Here is a 19589-nt window from a genome sequence, read left to right on the forward strand (position 1 = left end):
CAAAACTATTACAAAACCTGTAACACCCCTGCATCGCCATTAGCCCTGCAGGCGCGAGTCGTGCGCAGGTACTTTTGTTCAATACATCAGAACGCCAGCCACGCAAGGATAACGCCTCCCCAACCACGCGGATCTTCCTCATGAGCCTGTACCTGTCCATGGCCGCCTTCGCGCTTGCGGCCTCGATCTCCCCCGGCCCGGTCAACATCGTCGCACTCGGCAGCGGTGCCCGCCATGGCCTGCGCGCCAGCCTGGCGCATGTGGCCGGTGCCACGCTGGGCTTCTGCCTGCTGCTGGTGCTGGTGGGGCTGGGCCTGCATCAACTGCTGCTGCGCTGGCCTTTGCTGGGCCTGATGTTGCACTGGGGCGGGGTGGCTTTTCTGCTGTACATGGCGTGGAAGCTGGCCAGTGACGACGGTAACCTGAACAACGCTCAGTCTGGCCGACCCTCTTCAGCCTGGCACGGCGCAGCAATGCAGTGGCTTAACCCCAAAGCCTGGTTGGCAGCCGTTGCCGGGGTGGGAGCCTACACCGGCGGTGAACAGCACTTGCTGTGGCTGTTTACCTGGATCTATGGCCCAATCTGTTTCATTTCGGTGGCCTGCTGGGCGTGGGCCGGCAGCGTGATTCGCCAGTACCTGGACAACCCACGTCACCTGCGCATGCTCAATCGGAGCCTGGCCGTGTTACTGGTCGCCAGCGCGGTTTACCTGATCCTTTAAGGCATGCCCGGCTCCTGCAGGAGCGCCCAGGCTAGCGACGGCGTTTCTGTAATGCCCCGGTGTCGCCGCCAGGTGCTGTTTGAATGCCCGCTGCAGGTGCGCCTGATCAGCAAACCCTGCCTCCTGTGCAACGTCAGCAATGGCCCGGCCCTGGCGCAACTGCGCCCGGGCCAGTTGCACGCGCTGGTCTAGCAGGTAGCCATGCGGTGTCAGGCCAAAGCGTTGGCGAAAAGCACGAATCAGGTAGGACCGAGACAGGCCGCAAGCCCCGCAGATATCCTCGAGGCTGAGCGGGTCACTGCGATGGGCGCGTATGAAAGCTGCCGCTGCATCCAGCCGAGGATTGCCCTCGTCAACCTCGTTGGCATTACCACCAAGCATGCCCGGCAACTCGCTGAACAGGGCCACCAGACGGGCCTCGCGATCAGGCAGCCTGGCATCGAACAGGTCGGCAAAGGCCTGCAACAGCCGCCGATACAACACAGGCGAGCGGCTCCAGGTCTGCGTTGGCAGGGTAAAGCCTACTGACTGCAACCAAGGCTGATCGACGAACAGCATCAGGTAAGACCAGGGATCCCCGGCAACAGGATTGCAGGCATGTACCACGCCCGGGTTCATCAGCACTGTGGTGCCCGCCCCAACCTCAACGCACTGGTCACTGTTGATATAAGTGCTACGCCCCCCCGTGATGACACCAATGGAGAAGCTCTCGTGGGAGTGCGCGGCGTAGCACACCTTGCGCCCGTCCCCTACCCGTCGGGCTTCGACGAACGGCAAGGCAGGATCGCGCCAAAACCGTGAGACCTCAATCATCCTCTACAGCCCTGCTCGCCACTGACGTATGCACGAATACTACACACTTATCGTGGAAACAGATCCAGCGTGCGCTCCACTTCGCCAATATCAATCCTGAAACCGTCGCCTTCCGGTAGGCCAACCACAAAGCCGAAATGCTGGTGATCACGATCCGTCAGGTACTTGTAGTAACTGACGAAACGGTTTGGCGGCTGCAAAGTCAGCAGGCAGCCGCCAGCCTGGAGCACATTCACGCCATGCACCAACTGACTCCCCTCCACCCCGATGACCACTTTAGCCCCGGCGCACGCCGCGACAATACTGGGTACATCGGACTTCAGCGGGTTGACGATGCGAAAACCGCGGGTAGTGCGCAAATGCTCGGCAAGCTCCAGCTCGTTGCGCAGCAGGCGCAGGTCACCATCTCCGCCCCGCAACAGGAAAACCCCCGGGTGCTGCGTGTGCGACACATGCGAGAGCAGCTTGTCACCCATGGCTCGGTAGCGAGCATGCCGGCTGCGGTTGTTGCTCTGGTCATCGAACAGCACCACCTCACGGAAGAACGCACTGCGCAGGCGCAAAGGCTTCATGTCCAGCCAGTCTTCATAGGCCGGTGCCTGGGTAAACAGTGGATACCTGACAGAGGGGGCAGTGGTCACCGGGATGCCCTCGTTGCAGGCCAGCGCATAGGTCGGGCAATCCTCCATCAGCCAGGTGCCGAACCAAGCGTTACCGTTTTGTGTGCAGTAGATCGCGGCGCGGTCGATTTCATGGTCGATGAGGATGGTCGGGAAGGTACACGGCTTCTGCGACAGCCAATGGCTGGCCTTGCCCTTGTACAACGCCCCATCGACCAGCCATACATCCTTGACCAGGTAGCCGCGGGTTGGCCCTTGCAACGTGTGGACACCTCCCCCCATGGTCTGCGCCGGGTGCACGTAAGGGTAAAACCGCTTGCCTTCCCAGCCCGTCACCCGATCGAGCTGGCCAGGCAGGAAAATGGCCGGCGGCGAAACTGTGGCCTCGCCCGGGGCAATGTCCCAACTCTTGGTGGCGAGGCTCTTGATGTCGATCGCCGCTTTCCTGCTCAGCCGCTTGCGCAGCATGTGGCGGTAGGCGGCCAAGGTCCAGGTGTGTTGCCTGGCTGCGGGCGATGCACTGAACTGCGAGATGTCGCTTCCCATGAAGCGTCCCCCCTGATGACGAAGACTGGAGCCCGGCGCCCGGCGCCAGATCAAAGCATCCCTGGCAGTTAGTCAATTGCTCGTGACTCGTTCCATGGTGGGCGGTGACTGCAAGCTGGCGTAACGGCTGCGCAACGTTTCCACAAACGGTTCGCCTGCCCCGCTCCCTCCGTAGAGATAAATCTTGTGCAGGCCACCAAACACCATTTCGTGATAGCGACTGGCAACTTCCTCATCGCTTGGGCCATCCGGCAACCCCAGATGCAACGTCAGCTTGTCGCCTTCGACCGCGAACATCGGCGTGTCCCACAGGAATTTTGCCGTACCGGTCTTGGGCAAACGGACAAACAGGTACGCATGGTTACCCAGCGAATCGATATCACCACCGCGGCGGCGCTTCCACTTCAGCAGGCCGTCGTCCGGGCGCGCCAGACACAGGCCGATGTCGTAATAATCGAAGCCCTGCTCCAGTGCCCACTCGAGCGCCATGAAGGTGGTGATCGAATTCACCTCGCGCAATTTCTTCGCATCGGAAAACACCGCTTCACAATAACCAAAGCGCAACGTGCTCCAGTAACGCTTGCCGTCGCGTACCACTTCACACCCCAGGTGGCAGCCGATCACCTCATCGCCCAGCATGATCAAGTCAAGCCGGCCAACACTCTTGGCAATACGGAACACCTCTTGGGTAGGAAACTGCGCGGCGTGAATGCCCTGCCTGGCCGAAGCGTATGGGCGCAGCAGTTCCCGGTCGGCCATGGCGATTTCTTCGTCCGAAAGGGCTTGGCGCATGTGATATAGGGGCCGGTTCTTGCGAATGCTGCGCCGCAGTTCGCTGTCGTAGCGGGCAGTGATGTCTTCCAGTGGGCGCCCCAGCGGCACCACCGCGCTCAGGTAATGCGGCACTGACAGCGCCCCCGACGTGGGCATTTCACTGATGACCACGACGTGGCTGGCAGCCGCCGTGGCACTTGCACTGTCTACGATCGATGCGCTGCCCTGGCCCTTGCCACCGATCAGCAGCTTGGCCATTTCCCGTTGCTGCTTGCGGCCGATGTAGAGGATTTCGTACGGGCTTTCCTGTTGCGGGCGAAACCTCGCAACTTCCCAACGCCAGAGACAGGCACGCGCCATCATTTCTCGCACTTTGCAGGCCAGCAGCCTGACTTCGTAGCGCGTGGAGGGCGACAGGAGCTTGCGCGCCACAGTCGTCAAGGTCTTTTTCATTTTTTCTTCGACGTCCTTTGAAGTGCACTGTTGGCCAATCGGAACAAGAGAAAAAACCCGGCAAAATCACTTAACACTTTGATTTTTATTGTTTTACTTGAAACTTTATTATCACATTCAGTAACAATTTAAGATGCCTGCAAACGCTTTGGCAAGCGGCTTCTGGCTGACTTCAGATCAAGTTTCATGGCGTCAAATTACCCGCATCAAACCGGTGCTCAGCATAACTTTTGCTATAACCATGCCCATCAAGCGTCCGCCGCCCATTTCGCTATCAATGAATAACCTTTGACGCCTTCTCTTAGCATAAACGACCGTCAGGTTGCCGACTGCTTGCCGCCAGGCATGGGCAGCGATGTTGAGCCAGACTGGTGTTTTTCCGGCAGCCAGTGCATGCTCGTAGCTGAAACGATTCAACCGACTTGAAAACCGCCCTTTGATGTGAGGTGCAGTACCCATGGACCGTTTGCTCGATTCACTCTTCCCCAGCGCCGAGAACATCCCGGAAACCTGGCGCCTGGGGGCCCCACTGGAACAACGCGACTACCTGGTCAACGGAGAGCTCAGGCGCTGGGACGGCCCGTTGGCCACGGTGCGCAGCCCGGTGTGGCTCAAGCAAGGCGACGAAGAGCATCAGGTCATACTGGGCAGCGCCCCGCTGCTGGATGCCGAGACCGCGCTTACCGCCCTCGATGCCGCCGTGCAGGCCTATGACAAAGGCCGTGGCGCCTGGCCGAACATGCGCGTGGCCGAGCGTATCCAGCATGTCGAAACCTTCCTTGCACGCATGCGTGAACAGCGCCAGGCCGTGGTCAAGCTGCTGATGTGGGAGATTGGCAAGAACCTGAAGGATTCGGAAAAGGAATTCGACCGCACCTGCGACTACATCGTCGACACCATCAACGCCCTCAAGGACCTGGACCGCCGCTCCAGCCGCTTCGAACTGGAACAAGGCACCCTCGGCCAGATCCGTCGCGTCCCGTTGGGCGTGGCCCTGTGCATGGGGCCCTACAACTACCCTCTGAACGAGACGTTTACCACGCTGATCCCGGCGCTGATCATGGGCAACACCGTGGTGTTCAAGCCGGCCAAGTTCGGCGTACTGCTGATTCGCCCCTTGCTCGAAGCGTTCCGCGACAGCTTCCCGCCAGGCGTGATCAATGTCATCTATGGTCGTGGCCGGGAAACGGTGAGCGCGCTGATGGCCAGCGGCAAGGTCGATGTTTTCGCCTTCATCGGTACCCATAAAGCCGCCAGCGACCTGAAGAAACTGCACCCACGCCCGCATCGCCTGCGCGCCGCACTGGGCCTGGACGCCAAGAACCCGGGCATCGTGCTGCCCCAGGTCGACCTCGACAACGCTGTCGAAGAGGCCGTCACCGGCGCGCTGTCGTTCAACGGCCAGCGCTGCACGGCACTGAAGATCCTGTTCGTCCATGAGGATGTGGTCGAGGCCTTCCTGGACAAATTCCAGCGCAAACTGGCCGCGCTCAAGCCCGGCATGCCGTGGGAACCTGGCGTGGCGCTGACGCCGTTGCCCGAACCCGGCAAGGTCGACTACCTCGATGGCCTGGTTGCCGATGCGACGGACAAGGGCGCACGCGTGCTCAACGAAAATGGCGGGCACAGCCGCGGTTCATTCTTCTACCCGGCCTTGCTGTACCCGGTCAGCCGGGAAATGCGCGTGTACCACGAGGAGCAGTTCGGCCCGCTGGTACCGGTGGTGCCCTACCGCGACCTGCAAACGGTGATCGACTATGTACTGGACTCCGACTACGGCCAGCAACTGAGCCTGTTCGGCAACGACCCGGCCACCATCGGCAGCCTCGTCGACATCTTTGCCAACCAGGTCGGGCGCATCAACATCAACGCCCAGTGCCAACGCGGGCCGGACACCTACCCGTTCAACGGCCGCAAGAACAGCGCCGAGGGCACGCTGTCCGTAGATGACGCTTTGCGTGTGTTTTCCATCCGGACGCTGGTCGCCACACGCTTCCAGGAGGCCAACAAAGCGCTGATCAGCGAGATCATCCGCAACCGCCAGTCGGGCTTCCTGACCACCGACTACATCTTCTGACCCGCCGCGCTTAGAGACAATCGATCTAGCGTCACTGTCGATTTTCCATCTGGGCGAACGACTCTAAGCAACAGGGCGCCGTCCGGCGCCCATTGCACAGGAGAGTCGAACATGGCAGTCAAACCTATCCCCGAAGGCCAGCACAGCATCACGCCCTACCTGGCCATCAACGACGCCGCCAAGGCCATCGAGTTCTACAAGCAAGCCTTTGGGGCGGTGGAAATGTTCCGCCTCGATGCCCCAGGCGGTCGCGTTGGCCATGCCGAACTGAGAATCGGCGATTCTTCGCTGATGCTGGGCGACCCCTGCGACATGGAAGGCGGCCTCACCGCCAGCCAGAAACTCAGCGGTGCGGGTGTAGGCCTGCACTTGTATGTTGCAGACTGCGACAAGGTCTACGCCCAGGCCTTGGCCGCCGGGGGCATCCAGTTACACCCCTTGACCGACCAGTTTTACGGTGACCGCAGCGGCACTCTGAAAGATCCGTTTGGCAACATCTGGTTCGTTTCCACCCACAAGGAGGACCTGACCCCCGACGAGATTCGCGCCCGCGCCGCGAAGATGTTCGGCGGAAGCCAAGCGGCGAGTTGAAAGCCGCGCGACTTTGCTTGAAGCTTGAGGCTCGTAGCTTGGAGCTGCTTCATGCGAATCATCGACAAAACCGCCACCCAGGTGCGCAGCCTGACCCCCGCCGAAGAGGAACTGCTGGTCGGCTTTGCCACCGGCAGCCTCGCCGGCCCGCGCCTGCTACAGGCCAACCAGCTACTGATGAAAGTGCGCAACGCCAACCAGTGGCTGGCTTGCGACTGCCGCAACGATGCCTTGCCGGTGCTCAACGTCACCCTCAACGGCAGCACCGGTACGCTCTTCCTCAAGAACAACCCGGGCACCGCCGAGCACGCGCCAGGCTGCCCGTTCACCAAGGACGAGCGGGAAGCCGCCGAGCGTGATAACGATCCTGTCCCCCCCGCCGCCTGGCTGCCACCCGATACACCCTTGCGCCTGATCAGCGACTTCCGTGCTGGCACGGCCGGTAGCGTCGGCGATGGCAACGACAGACGCGAACAGCAGCGCCTGCTGTCACTGCTGCTGACCTGGATTGAAACCAGCGGGCTCAACCTTTACGCCACTCACCTGAAAAAAGACCTGACCACACAATTTGCCGAGTTGCGCAGCGTGGCCAGCCGCTATCCGCTGCTGGAGCGGGTGCCCGCCAGCAACTACCTGGAAACCCGCCTGGACATGAAGCACATGATGATGCTCAAGTCCCGCCTGCGCGAAGCCTCCGTGTTCGGCAACCATCGCCGCCACGGCCTGCTGCTGGACTGCGTCGACCAGATCAAAGGGCGCAAGTTGTTCAACAACCGCAGCGAGGAAGGCTTCGACTTCCAGGGGCATCACCTGTACTGGGGCGGGAGCCGCACCACCGGGCCGTTGCTGGCCCTGATGATCTACTCGCCAACCAGCGCCGGTAGCCATTTCTATGAGTTGATCCATGTGGCCAGTGTGCCCGTGCTGTCGCGCGCGCACCTGTTCCCGGTGTACCGCGATGAAGAGCGCGAGCCGCTCAAGGCATTGGTGTCGCTGATCGACTGGATGGCCAGTAAAGGCGTGAAGGTGCAGATGCGTCGCCCCGTGATCGGTGGGCAGGTGATGGATGAGCTGGTGCTGACCTCGGACCAGGACCGGGTGTTGTCAGTGTCGCTGCTGGAACAGCCCATCGGCCCCGAGCCGGACACCGAGAACTTCAAGCGCTACGCCGACTTCAAAAGCCTGGAAACGTTCCGCAAGTTCGTTGCCGGTTTTTTCATGCGCGAGCGTTGAAACCCATTCGTTGGCTCACGCAGCGATCAAAGGCGGCAAGCAAGCGGCTAGACACGCTTGCATTGGCCACACGTGTGCGTCAGCCCAGGAACAGCTTGTACGCCGGGTTGTCAGTCTCGTCCCAATACTGATACCCCATCTCATCCAGCGTCAACGGCAAGCTCGCCAGCTCGTCCGCTGGCACTTCCAAAGCAGCGAACACCCGAGCCTGCGCCGCACCATGGTTGCGGTAATGGAACAGGCTGATGTTCCAGCGCTTGCCCAACCGCTCCAGAAACCCCAGCAACGCCCCTGGCCGTTCGGGGAACTCGAAGCGCATTACCCGCTCATCCGCCCCTGGCGCGGCATGCCCGCCTACGGTATGGCGCACATGCAGCTTTGCCAGCTCGTTGTCGGTCAGGTCGAGCACGCTGTACCCCTGCTCCCGCAAGCTGGCCAGCAACTGCTCACGTGGGTCGTGCACCGGGTGGGTCTGCACCCCCACGAACAGGCGCGCCTCCTTGCCTGCATGGTAGCGGTAGTTGAATTCGGTGATCTGCCGCTTGCCCAGTGCCTGGCAAAAGGCACGAAAGCTGCCCGGCTGTTCCGGAATTGTCACGGCGATGATCGCCTCGCGCTGCTCACCGAGCTCGGCCCGCTCGGCCACATGGCGCAAGCGGTCGAAATTGACGTTGGCGCCGGAGTCGATGGCCACCAGGGTCTGCCCCTGTACACCTTCACGCGCCACGTACTTCTTGATACCTGCCACAGCCAGGGCCCCGGACGGCTCGGTGATCGAACGGGTGTCGTCGTAGATATCCTTGATCGCCGCGCACAGCTCGTCACTGCTCACCGTCACCACCTCGTCGACGAAGTGGCGGCACAGCTCGAAGCAATGGGCACCGATCTGCGCCACCGCCACGCCATCGGCAAAGGTGCCGACCTGCGGCAGGATCACACGTTCGCCGACGGCCATGGCAGCCTGCAGGCAGTTGGAATCCACCGGCTCGACGCCGATCACCTTCACTTCAGGACGCAGGTACTTCACATAGGCGGCAATACCGGCGATCAAGCCGCCACCGCCCACGGGCACGAAGATAGCGTCCAGCGCCCCCGGGCGCTGACGGAGGATCTCCATGGCCACGGTACCCTGCCCGGCGATCACATCCGGGTCATCGAACGGTGGCACGAAGGTCGCGCCTTCGCTGTCGGCCAGCTTCAGTGCGTGGGCCAGCGCATGCGGGAAGCTCTCGCCCTGCAGCACCACATGCCCGCCGCGCGAACGCACGCCTTCGACTTTCAACGATGGCGTGGTGGTGGGCATGACGATGGTTGCCTTGATACCCAGGTGCGATGCCGCCAAAGCCACGCCCTGGGCATGGTTGCCCGCCGACGCGGTGATCACCCCGCGCTGACGCTGCGCATCGGTCAGACGCGACAGGCGGGTATAGGCACCCCGGATCTTGAACGAAAACGTAGGCTGCAGGTCTTCGCGCTTGAGCAACACCTGGTTGCCCAGTGTGGCAGACAAGGCCGGAGCCGCTTGCAGGGGCGTTTCGATGGCCAGGTCGTACACCGGCGCGGCAAGAATGCGCCGCACCTGCTCCGACAGCAGCTGCTGAGGGGTGACGGTAGTACGAGGGACACTGAAGCTGGTCATCGATGACTCCTTGGCTATTTTCACGTTGCCCAGGAGTCAGAGAGAAAGAACCCGCCTCCAGGGCGGGTTCGGTGCACGTACGCGCTAGCCCGCCAAGCTGATAATGGCGGTAATAATAATGGCGTTCACGTGCGGGAATGTATTCATGGTGCTGGAACTTAGCCTGCCTCGCGGCCGAAAGTCAACACTTGGCCTGCTGCGCCGAAAGCGGCACATCGAACACCTTGTCGAAGCCCCACTGGAAGACAAAGGCGTAAACGAAGAAGAACACGAACAGCGCCAGGTTGGTCAGCAGTGCCGCCCACAGGCTCACGTCCAGCCAGTACGCCACCAGCGGCAGCAGAATCACCACCAGCCCACCCTCGAAGCCCAGCGCATGCAGCAGGCGCCGCAGGAAAGTGCGCTCACGCTTGTGCTGGCGCGCTTCCCAACGTTCGAACACCCAGTTGTAACCCATGTTCCAGCTCATCGCGATGCCTGACATCAGCACCGACAGCAGGGTCGACTGCGCCATGCCGGCGCCGAACGCCAGCTCCAGTGCGGGCGCCACGCAGGCGACGGCGATGGCCTCATAGAGAATGGCCTGGACGATCTTGCGGGCCTTGCCTTGCATGTTCAGCTCCCTGAATGAACGACCTGTAAAGCTACAAGATGCAGCCCGCAAGAAACAGCCCGAAATTTGGACAATCCCGCGTTCGGCTGCTTGTATCTATTCCGTACATGACAGTGACATCTCCTGCACCTTCGTCGAGGGAACGAGCGAGGATAAGACGATGGCCCACTCTGCCCTGCCGGTGGCTGACACATGAGCCTGGTATTCATCGATTTTCTCACTTACCTGCTGTTCGGCCTGAAGCTCCTGGCGATCACCCTTGCCTCGTTGATGTTCCTGTTGGGCCTGGACGACCTGTTCATCGATCTGTGCTATTGGGGCCGCACGCTGATCCGGCGTTTTCGCATCTACGGCAAGTTCGAAAGGGCCGATGAGAAGCGCTTGTACGAAGTCCCGGAAAAACCTTTGGCCATCATGGTCCCCGCCTGGAACGAAGTCGGCGTGGTCGGTGAAATGGCCCGCCTGGCCGCTTCGACCATCGACTACGAGAACTACCAGATCTTTGTCGGCACCTACCCCAACGACCCGCAAACCCAGGCCGACGTGGACGCGGTGTGCCTGCACTTCCCCAACGTGCACAAAGTGGTCTGCGCCCGCCCCGGTCCCACCAGCAAGGCCGACTGCCTGAACAACATCATCGACGCGCTGCTGCGCTTCCAGCAGGACGCCGGCATCGAGTTCGCCGGTTTCATCCTGCATGACGCCGAAGACGTGATCTCGCCGATGGAGCTGCGCCTGTTCAACTACCTGCTGCCGAGCAAGGACATGATCCAGATCCCGGTGTATCCCTACGCACCGGAGTGGAAGGGCTTTACTGCCGGCCACTATGTCGACGAGTTTGCCGAAAACCACGGCAAGGACGTGATCGTGCGCGAAGCGCTGACCGGCCAGGTGCCCAGTGCTGGCGTCGGCACCTGCTTCAGCCGCCGCGCCATCAGCGCACTGCTCGAGGACGGTGACGGCATCGCCTTTGACGTACAGAGCCTGACCGAGGACTACGACATCGGCTTTCGCCTTAAGCAAAAAGGCATGAAGTGCATTTTCGCCCGCTATTCCATCACCGATCCGGCGCTGGCCCTGAAGCAGGAATGGCGCCCGGGCATGAGCCGCGAATTCTCCCAGGTGATCTGCGTGCGCGAGCACTTCCCGCGTGACTGGCAGCATGCCATCCGACAGAAGTCGCGCTGGATCGTCGGCATCGTGTTCCAGGGCACCAGCAACCTCGGCTGGAGCCGAAAAGGTGCGCTCAACTATTTCCTCTGGCGTGACCGCCGCGGGCTGTTCGCCTACCTGCTGAGCTTCCTGGTCAACCTGTTGCTGCTGGTGTTGCTGGCCATGTGGCTAGTTACGGTGATTGCGCCGGAGTCATGGCGTTTCATGTCGATCCTCAGCGACAGCTGGTTGCTGTCGACCCTGCTGTGGCTCAACGGCCTGTTGCTGCTCAACAGGTTGTTCCAGCGCGCCTGGTTCGTCACCCGCTTCTATGGCATCGGCGAGGGCTTGCTGTCAGCGCCGCGGATGATGTGGAGCAACTTCGTCAACTTCTTCGCCAACCTGCGTGCCCTGCGCCAGGTAATGGAAATGGGCGATTCGCGGCGCGTGGCCTGGGACAAGACCACCCACGAGTTCCCCGCCATCGCCACCCCGGCTCGCACACCACTGGGCCAGCGCCTGGTGGCCAAGGGCCTGATCACCGACGAACAGTTGCAGCAGGCCATCACCAGCCCGGTTCGTCGGCGCCTGGGCCGCGAACTGCTACTGCGTGGCTGGCTGAACAGTGAGCAGTTGGTGGCCACCCTGGCCGAGCAACTGGACCTGCCCTGGGCACCGCTGAACCCGTTCAAGCTCGACCCGCAACTGATCGCCAAACTGCCGCGCAAGCTGGCCACCCATTATGGTGTACTGCCAGTGGACGAAGACGGCGACACGTTGATCCTGGCCAGTGAAAGCCCGGTCAGCCAGGTGTCGCTGGGTGTGATCAGCCGCCAGCTGAAACGCCCGGTCAAGGCACGCCTGGCCCCCCAGGGCCGGGTCACACTGGGGCTTCGCTACCACTACCCAAGCCCCTGGCAGCATCAAGAAACCCGAGACATGCTGGCCGTGCTCGAACGCCACCAGGACGACGAAGCGCTGCTGGAGCGAGTCAGCCATCACCAAGTCATGCTTGGCGCGCTACTGCAGGTGCGCGGTATGGTCCCTGTCACCCTGTTCAACCAGGCGTTGATCGACTTCGATCCCGAACACCAAAGCCTCGGCGAGCACCTGATCGCCCGCGGTATCATCACCAGGCAGGTGCTGGAACAGGCCCTGATCGAACAGGCCAGTGAACAGCAAGTGGCTATTGATCTGACCCGGGAGGTGGCATGAAGCCGCGTTTTTCCCTTACTTTCACTGGCCTGCTGCTGTGCTCCGCTGCCCTGCCCGTTGCCGCTTCGGCACCGATGACCGACTTCCAGCGGTTCACCAGCTTTCCGTTCATGGACCGCAGCTATCGCGAGGCCAGGAAAGATAACTGGGCTGAAGTCGAGCGCCTGACCCGCCATGTGCTGGGCCGGGTGCCGAACAACGACGAAGCCCGCGCCCTGCTGGTCGAAGCCCTGGCCCGCCAGCGCCGTTACAAGGAGGCTCAAGCGCTGGCCGAACAGCTAGGCGACAGCCCCGAATACGCCGACACCCTGCTGGAGCTGCGCCTGACCTGGATCGAGCAGGACCCGCCACCGGCCAGCCAGGTGGAGCAATGGCTGGTCGCCAGCGACGGCAACCACCGGATACGCCTGTGGCAGGCCTACAGCCTGAGCTTGGCCAAGTTTGGAGGCGCTGCCAAAGCGCTGGAATGGCTCAACCAGCTACCGCCCGGGGGCGACGGCCAGGTACTGCGCCTGGCCCGGGCCAACTTCGCCGAACAGCTGCGCAACTGGAAGGAAACCATCGAGCAACTGCAGCCGTTGGCCGACACAGGCCAGTTGCCTGCCGAAGACTGGCAACGCCTGGCCAATGCCTATATCCAGCAAGTTGACGAAAAGGGCCTGACTGCGCTGCTGGCCCACGCCCCCTCCCTCGCAGCGGCCAACCAGACGCGGCTGGCCATGGCCAACCGCGCCATTGCCGTCGGCCACCACCAGCAGGCCCAACGTTGGCTGCAGTCGCTACCGCCTGATCAACTGCAGAAACCCGAACAGCGCCAGCAACTTTGGCAACTGGCCCGCGAAGGCGACGATGCGGCGCTGGTGCGGCGCCTGAGCAACGACCTGCAGCGCCCCTGCCTCGAAACGGTCGACTGGCTGTCACATCAAGACCCGGACCTGGCCCGGGAACAGTTCAAGGGCTGCTCCGCCAGCTCCGACCCACGGGCTTATGCCGTGCTCAAGCAGCGCCTGTATGGCGCCCCACCGCCGCAGCCGCGCACCACCGCAGAATGGGAACAACGCTATCGACAGACCGGCGACCTCGCCGCACTGGAGCAAACCACCTTCCTGTTGACCGAACAGGGCCACGGCGATCACGCACGGCAATTGCTGGAGCAGGCCTACGACCGCCGCCAGGGCCGCCTAGGCCCATCGCTGCTACAGCGGCTGGGCAACCTGTATGCCCGCAACGACGGGCCCCTGGACAGCCGCCGCATGCTCGGCCTGATACCCCGGGTCAACGCCAACACCCGCGCCCAGTTGCTCGGACGGCTGGCCCAAGCCGGCCAGTGCGATGCCGTACGCCAGGCAGTGCCGGCCAACCCGAGCGAACCTGGCCAGTACCGCGCCCTGGGCCGTTGCGCCATGCCCGACCAGCCGGGTGAGGCGGTGGTCTACTACCAGGCTGCCGAGCGCCTGGGCGGTCCTGGCAACCGTCTGGCGCTGGCCTACGCACTCGAAGCGGCCGGCGACTCCGAAACCGCCCAGCCCATCTGGCGCAGCCTGCCAGACAGCGCCTTCACCGATAATGCCCGCCTCACCGCCGCACGCGGCGCGCTGAATGCAGGCGACGCTGATGCAGCGCGCCGCTACTGGGACGCTGCCGCGCACCAAAGCGCCGACGACTGGGCGTTGGGCGCCGCCATCGCCCAGCGCCAAGGTGACCCGCAGACCGCGCTGGGCTTCCAGCGCCAGGCGCTGGCGCACAACCCGCGCGCCGATCACTACTACGCCGCATCCGGCACTGCGCAACTGGCCGGCAACAGTGCGCAGAGCACCGCCTGGCTAGCCGAAGCCGTGCGCCTGGCTCCCGACCAGCCGCGCTATCGCGCCGACTACGGCATGCGCCTGGCTGGCTCGACGGACAAGGCTCAGCGCATGCAGTCGATCCCCTACCTTGAGCGCGCCACTCGCGACTTCCCCGAGGACTACCGCCTTGGCGAAACACTTGCCTTGCGCTACGACGAACATGCAGACAGCGCTGCGGCACGCCGCGAACTGCGCCGCATCCTCGACGTAGAGCAGAACCTGGTCGACGGTGATGACGAATACGGCAGCCTGGAGGCCCGCAAGTACCGCCAGCGCCGCGCTCACGAGAGCCTGTCACGTCGCGACACCATTACCCTGGCCAGCACCTGGTCGCCGGCTGGCACCTCGACCAACGACAAATTTCTCGACAACGGCCAGCGCAGCGGCAGCTTGCGCCGGGCGCAATCGCAGAACGTGCAGTTGGCCATGTGGGACCATGCTCTGGGCGAGGAGCCCAGCCGCAATGGCAGCACCCTGTCAGTGTATGGCCGGGTACTGTTCGGTGGCCAAAGCCGCACCGACTATGCGCAGAGCATGGGTACCGGTGTCGGCCTGCGCTACAAACCGCTCGGCCAGGCCAACCTCAACCTGTATGCCGAGCTTTACCACCAGCGGCAGATCGACGAAGCCCACTACCGCGGCCTCAGCCTTGGCCAACTGCTGAGCCCGGCCAAGGTCGGCGGCAACTGGGGCGATTTGCGCCACCACGCCGAATCGAGCAATGACCTGCTGCTGCGCGCCACCGCCTCGTTCCTCGACCAGGGAGGCTGGCGCAACGACTGGCGCATCGATGAGGACGACTGGAACGAACGGTTCCTCTACCTCGATGCTGCCTGGTGGACCCGCGCCGGCGACCATGCCTGGCTGTCGCGCTACCAGCAAGGCCACGCCTGGAAGCTGCCGGGCAGCTCGCCGCAAACCCTCATGCCCTACGGCTTTGTCGAGTTCTCCAGCCAGGACCCTGGCAACGACTGGCGCCAGGACGCCCGCGCCGGTGTCGGCGTGCGCTGGCAATGGTGGTTCGACGACGACCGCTACAACGCCTACCGCGGCTCGCTGAAAGTGCGTGCCGAGTACCAGCAATCGTTGGGCGGTAACCTTTACGAGCGCGCCAACGGCGTGCTGGTCGGTGCGGAGATGACCTTCTGATGCGTGCGCTCATCGCCTTCTGCCTGCTGGCCCTGTGCCTACCGGCCACAGCTGACCAGCGCCTGTTCTACCAACCCCTGAACCGCGATGCCAGCGTCACGCCCGCCCAGTGGCAGCACCTGTGGCAAGCCACCGCGGCCCAAGGTGGCAAAACCCTGATCGTGCAATGGAGTGCCTACGGCGACAGCGATTTCGGCGGAGCCAAAGGCTGGCTGGCCAACAGCCTGCGCACGGCGCGTGCCGAAGGCCTGCAGTTGGTGCTGGGGCTGTACATGGACCCGGCCTACTACCAGCGCCTCGACGAGCTGGATGGCGAAGGCCTGAACAGCTACTGGAAAGCGCAGCTGGGGCGTTCGCTCAGCCAGTACCAGCAACTGCGCCAGGCCTGGCAGTTGCCAGTGGACGGCTGGTACCTGCCCATGGAGCTGGACGACCAGCATCTACGCGAGGCCGAACGGCGTGATGCGCTGTACAGCCAGCTACAGGCCTTCAACCGCCGGTTGGACAAGCCGTTGCATATCAGCGCCTTCAGCACGGGCAAGCTGTCGCCGCGGGTCAATGCCGTCTGGCTGGATCAACTGGCCGGCTTGGGCTTGACTGTGTGGTGGCAGGATGGCGCCGGCACCGGACGTTTGCCGGCGTTGGTGCGTCAGGGCTATGAGCAGGCCCTGCCGTGCCGGGTGGGTGTGGTGCGTGAGGCGTTCCGCCAGGTGAGCGCGCCCGAGCAGGCGTTTCGGGCGGAGCCTGCCGAGCCCCGGCTGGGTAGCGGGTGCCATGCCGAGGCAGTGTTTGCCTTGCGCTACCGGCCCTGGGCCAGGGGTGTCTTGCCACAGCAATGAGTCACCAGGGCCGGCCTCTTCGCGGATAAACCCACAGGTCCCCCACACCGTACGGTCCCTGTAGGAGCGGGTTTACCCGCGAAAGGTCCAGGCCTGAAAAAGTAGTAGCCTCAGGAGCCCACCGATGCTCAAGACCATCGAAGCCCACGTACGCCAGCAGGTCGCGCCCGCCGCCCTGCGCGCCGAGTTCCGCCAGCACGAATTCGAGTCCATGCGCTCGTTCTGTCTGCTGGTATTCTCAATAAGCGTCCTGATCTGGCTAATCTTCGACCTGATCGTCAGCTTCCTTGGCGACCAAGGCTTCACCTGGCTGTCCTTCCTGTTCATCGCCCTGCTCGGCAGCCTGATCGTAGTGCTGCGTTTCACCCGCCGCAGCCATCACTTCGACGTGCTCAACCTGCTGTTCATTACCGTCATCACCCTGGGTATGCGCCTGGTGATCGAAGGCCTCCCGATGGCCCTGCGCCCGGTGTGGTTGGTGCTTGGGGTTTCCACCGTACTGTATGCCATGTCGGTGCTGCCAGTGCGGCGCTGGTCATTCTTCTGCGCCATGGTCATCACCTGGGTGATGCTTAATCCGTTCTACCACACCCGCATCGAGCCCCATGCGCTCGAAGGCGCCATGCTGATCAGCTATGCCGTGTTTCTAAGCGGCCTGGTCAGCTACAGCTACCTGCAGATCCGCAAGGCCAAGCTGCACAATTTCTACCTGTCCAAGGTGTTGCTGGAGCAAGCCTACGTCGATGCCCTGACCGACATTCCCAACCGCCGCTCGTTCATGGCCCAGGCCGACCGCCAACTACGGATGGCGACGTCCGGGCAGTACCTGGCAATGATCGATATCGACAATTTCAAGCGGGTCAATGACCGCTTCGGCCATGACGTCGGCGATGAGGTGCTCAAGCGCGTGGCCCTGCATATCAAGGCGAGCATGGCCGACCAAGCGTTTGCCCGACTGGGGGGTGAAGAGTTTGCGATCTTCTTTGAAGGGCTGGATCAGCAAGGGGCCGAGCAGCGAGTGGCAGCGCTGTGCCAGCGCGTGCGCGAGGACGTTGGCGAGCACCCGGTCACCATCAGCATTGGTCTGGCCAGGGTTGACCGGGGAGAGAGCCTGACTACAGCACTGGTCCGCGCCGACCAGGCGCTATATGAAGCCAAACACACCGGCAAGGATCGCTTTGTATTGTGGTCCAGCCAACTGGCAGAGCAGGATTAGCAGGCCCGGCCCCTTCGCGGTTGCAGCCAACCTATGATCCGGCAGGCAAACGAATCCTGAACTGCGCCCCACCCAGCGCCGACTGCGCCAGGGTCAAGGTGCCACCCTGCCCCTCGATCGCCCGCCGGCTGATCGCCAACCCAAGGCCAAAACCACCGGTGTTGCGATCGCGGCTGCGGTCCAGACGGTAGAACGGCTGGAACACCCGCTCGCGCTCCTCCACAGGCACGCCAATCCCGTCATCCTCCACCGTCAGCAGGCAGGCGCCATCGGCTTCCAGGCGCAAGCGCAGCAACAGGCTTTCATCGCAATAGCGCATGGCATTGCGCACCAGGTTCTGCACCGCGCGCGCCGTCAGCCGCGGGTCCAGTACAAAGCGCGGCAACTCACCCTCGGCCCGCACTTCCCAGTGGATACCGCGCCCATCGAGTTCCTCGGCAAAGCCGCCAAGCACACTGTCGACCAGCTCCAGCAGCGATACCTCCACCCGCTCCCGCGCCTGGTCGGCGTTGTACAACCGGCTGTAGGACAGCAGCTCCAGCACCAGTTCATCCAGCTCGCGCACATGCCCGACCAACTCCAGCAGGCGTTTGCGACTGGCTGGCGGCACTTCGTCGAACAGCAGCACCAGGCCGAAATCCAGCCGGGTCAGTGGCGTGCGCAACTCGTGCGAAACCGCATTCAGCAGTTCACGCTGCTGGTTGACGTGGCGTTCCAGGTCACTGGCCATGGTGTCGAATACCCCGGCCAGTTCACCAATGTTGGAGTGAGGCGAAATGTGCGTACGTTCGGCCATCTGCCCCTGGCCCAGGCGCCGAGCGGTCTCCTTGAGGCGCTCCAGATCACGCCAGTGCGGCCAAACCCACAGCAGCAGGCACCCCAGCATGGCTGCACCAATCAACACGGTCACGCCCCACGACAGCACGTTGATGTCCAGCGGGTCTGGCGGGGAATGCAGGCGTACCAGCCACTCCTTGTCCAGCGGCGCCAGCACCGTCTCGTAATAGCCCCACTCGGCAATGCGCACAGCGTAAAGGCCATGCTCCAGGCGCGCCTGCTCCTCATCGCTCAAACCGGCCTGATCCATGCGCAGCAGCTGCAGTTGCAGCGGCGCGAAATCGCTGGCCAGTTCCTGCTCCACCGCTGGCCACTGCTCGCGCGGAGCCTGGCGGAACTGGCGCACGATCAACGCTTGTACACCCTTGGCCTGGTCCAGGTTGTAGGCCATGAACCGGTCGCGGAACAGGCCGACGATGGTGTCAGGGATGAACAGCAACGCGCCGGCGTAGGCGACGATGATCACCAGATACAGCCGCACCAGGATCTTGAGCATGGCCGATCAACACTCCCACTCGACACGGCTGAACAGGTAGCCCTTGCCCCACACGGTCTTGATCTTGCGCGCTTCGCCGGCGTTGTCGTCGAACTTGCGCCGCAGCTTGGAAATGGCCACATCAACGGAGCGATCGGTGCCATTGAACTCGATGCCACGCAACTGTTGCAGAATACGGTCGCGGTTCATCACCTCACCGGCATTGCGCGCCAGCACCACCAGCAGGTTGTACTCGCCGCTGGACAGCTCCACCTCCTCGCCACGCCAACTCACCGTACGCTCGGCCAGGTCGATGCGCAGGCCACCAATCAGGATCAGGTCGTTGTCCAAACGCGGTTCGTTGACACTGCTGCGGCGCAGCAGTGTGCGCACCCGGGCCAGCAGCACGCGTGGCTCACAGGGTTTGGTCACGTAGTCGTCGGCCCCCATTTCCAGGCCAAGCACCTGGTCATGGCTGTCGTCGCGGGCGGTCAGCATCAGGATTGGCAGGGTCTGCGACTCCTGGCGCAGCAGCCGGCACAGCTGCAGGCCATCGATGCCCGGCAGCATCAGGTCAAGGATGACCAGATCAGGCCTTTGCCGACGGTACTCGTCCAACACATGATCGCCCCGGGCGATCACCTGGACATGGAAGTCGTTGCGTTGCAGGTAGCTGGCGATCAACTCGGACAGGGCGCTGTCGTCTTCGACCAGGAAAATGTTCGGCATAGGTGCTTGGGCGTCTGGGTTGAAGTAAGCCTGTGCCGGCCTCTTCGCG

General features: G+C 62.9%; 16 protein-coding genes. 8 read left to right on the forward strand and 8 right to left on the reverse strand.

The genetic code is table 11. From position 1 onward, the window contains the following. The first annotated feature begins 140 nt into the window (after positions 1–140). Positions 141–722, forward strand: a complete 582-nt coding sequence (locus ACF8GF_RS09905) for a LysE family translocator (protein ID WP_176683398.1) — start codon at positions 141–143, stop codon at positions 720–722. Here ACF8GF_RS09905 and ACF8GF_RS09910 read toward each other — a convergent pair. The 4 genes from ACF8GF_RS09910 to ACF8GF_RS09925 form a co-directional block, all read right to left on the reverse strand. Next, entirely contained in the window at positions 687–1535 is an 849-nt protein-coding gene (locus ACF8GF_RS09910; RefSeq protein WP_392488078.1) for an AraC family transcriptional regulator, read from the reverse strand. The two genes, ACF8GF_RS09905 and ACF8GF_RS09910, sit on opposite strands and share 36 nt — an antisense overlap. 47 nt (positions 1536–1582) lie before the next feature. Continuing rightward, the gene (locus ACF8GF_RS09915; RefSeq protein ID WP_209965584.1) at positions 1583–2701 is read right to left on the reverse strand and encodes a glycosyltransferase 61 family protein; all 1119 of its coding nucleotides are present in this window, start codon (positions 2699–2701) and stop codon (positions 1583–1585) included. 72 nt (positions 2702–2773) lie between these two features. Beyond that, the gene (locus tag ACF8GF_RS09920) at positions 2774–3928 is read right to left on the reverse strand and encodes a hypothetical protein (RefSeq protein WP_176683395.1); all 1155 of its coding nucleotides are present in this window, start codon (positions 3926–3928) and stop codon (positions 2774–2776) included. Positions 3929–4120: 192 nt separating this feature from the next. Then, the gene (locus ACF8GF_RS09925; protein ID WP_176683259.1) at positions 4121–4387 is read right to left on the reverse strand and encodes a hypothetical protein; all 267 of its coding nucleotides are present in this window, start codon (positions 4385–4387) and stop codon (positions 4121–4123) included. On the opposite strand from ACF8GF_RS09925, the gene ACF8GF_RS09930 reads away from it, so the two are divergent. The 3 genes from ACF8GF_RS09930 (at position 4386) to ACF8GF_RS09940 (ending at position 7829) form a co-directional block, all read left to right on the forward strand. Then, a complete protein-coding gene (locus ACF8GF_RS09930; RefSeq protein ID WP_176683394.1) occupies positions 4386–6005 on the forward strand; it encodes an NADP-dependent glyceraldehyde-3-phosphate dehydrogenase in 1620 nt (539 codons plus the stop codon). The genes ACF8GF_RS09925 and ACF8GF_RS09930 overlap by 2 nt on opposite strands. Positions 6006–6116: 111 nt before the next feature. Beyond that, on the forward strand, positions 6117–6596 hold the full coding sequence (locus tag ACF8GF_RS09935) for a VOC family protein (protein ID WP_176683393.1): 480 nt from the start codon (positions 6117–6119) through the stop codon (positions 6594–6596). Positions 6597–6647: 51 nt separating this feature from the next. Next, the gene (locus ACF8GF_RS09940) at positions 6648–7829 is read left to right on the forward strand and encodes a hypothetical protein (protein ID WP_392488079.1); all 1182 of its coding nucleotides are present in this window, start codon (positions 6648–6650) and stop codon (positions 7827–7829) included. A 79-nt stretch (positions 7830–7908) separates the two neighbouring features. Here the strand turns inward: ACF8GF_RS09940 and ilvA are convergent, their stop codons facing one another. Both ilvA and ACF8GF_RS09950 read right to left on the reverse strand, forming a co-directional pair. After that, a complete protein-coding gene (ilvA, locus tag ACF8GF_RS09945; RefSeq protein ID WP_392488080.1) occupies positions 7909–9468 on the reverse strand; it encodes a threonine ammonia-lyase, biosynthetic in 1560 nt (519 codons plus the stop codon). A 181-nt stretch (positions 9469–9649) separates the two neighbouring features. Next, positions 9650–10081 carry a PACE efflux transporter gene (locus ACF8GF_RS09950; RefSeq protein WP_176683390.1) on the reverse strand — a complete coding sequence of 144 codons (432 nt, stop codon included), beginning with the start codon at positions 10079–10081 and terminating at the stop codon, positions 9650–9652. A 192-nt stretch (positions 10082–10273) separates the two neighbouring features. On the opposite strand from ACF8GF_RS09950, the gene nrfB reads away from it, so the two are divergent. From nrfB to ACF8GF_RS09970, 4 genes are all read left to right on the forward strand, one after another. Continuing rightward, the gene (nrfB, locus tag ACF8GF_RS09955) at positions 10274–12448 is read left to right on the forward strand and encodes a cyclic di-3',5'-guanylate-activated glycosyltransferase NrfB (RefSeq protein WP_176683389.1); all 2175 of its coding nucleotides are present in this window, start codon (positions 10274–10276) and stop codon (positions 12446–12448) included. Then, the gene (locus ACF8GF_RS09960; protein ID WP_392488081.1) at positions 12445–15444 is read left to right on the forward strand and encodes a phage receptor; all 3000 of its coding nucleotides are present in this window, start codon (positions 12445–12447) and stop codon (positions 15442–15444) included. Before nrfB ends, ACF8GF_RS09960 begins: the two co-directional genes overlap by 4 nt. Then, on the forward strand, positions 15444–16283 hold the full coding sequence (locus tag ACF8GF_RS09965) for a DUF4434 family protein (protein ID WP_176683387.1): 840 nt from the start codon (positions 15444–15446) through the stop codon (positions 16281–16283). Before ACF8GF_RS09960 ends, ACF8GF_RS09965 begins: the two co-directional genes overlap by 1 nt. Before the next feature lie 124 nt (positions 16284–16407). Then, positions 16408–17499, forward strand: coding sequence for a diguanylate cyclase (locus tag ACF8GF_RS09970; RefSeq protein WP_176683386.1), 1092 nt, complete (start codon positions 16408–16410; stop codon positions 17497–17499). Between the two features lie 31 nt (positions 17500–17530). Here the strand turns inward: ACF8GF_RS09970 and ACF8GF_RS09975 are convergent, their stop codons facing one another. Beyond that, complete coding sequence (locus tag ACF8GF_RS09975) at positions 17531–18832, reverse strand: ATP-binding protein (protein ID WP_176683385.1); 1302 nt, start codon at positions 18830–18832, stop codon at positions 17531–17533. Between the two features lie 6 nt (positions 18833–18838). Further along, positions 18839–19540: a response regulator transcription factor gene (locus ACF8GF_RS09980; protein ID WP_019437505.1), complete on the reverse strand. Its 702-nt coding sequence runs from the start codon at positions 19538–19540 to the stop codon at positions 18839–18841. Positions 19541–19589 lie beyond the last annotated feature (49 nt).

The organism is Pseudomonas sp. yb_5 (assembly GCF_043103865.1).
Classification (GTDB): domain Bacteria; phylum Pseudomonadota; class Gammaproteobacteria; order Pseudomonadales; family Pseudomonadaceae; genus Aquipseudomonas; species Aquipseudomonas putida_Y.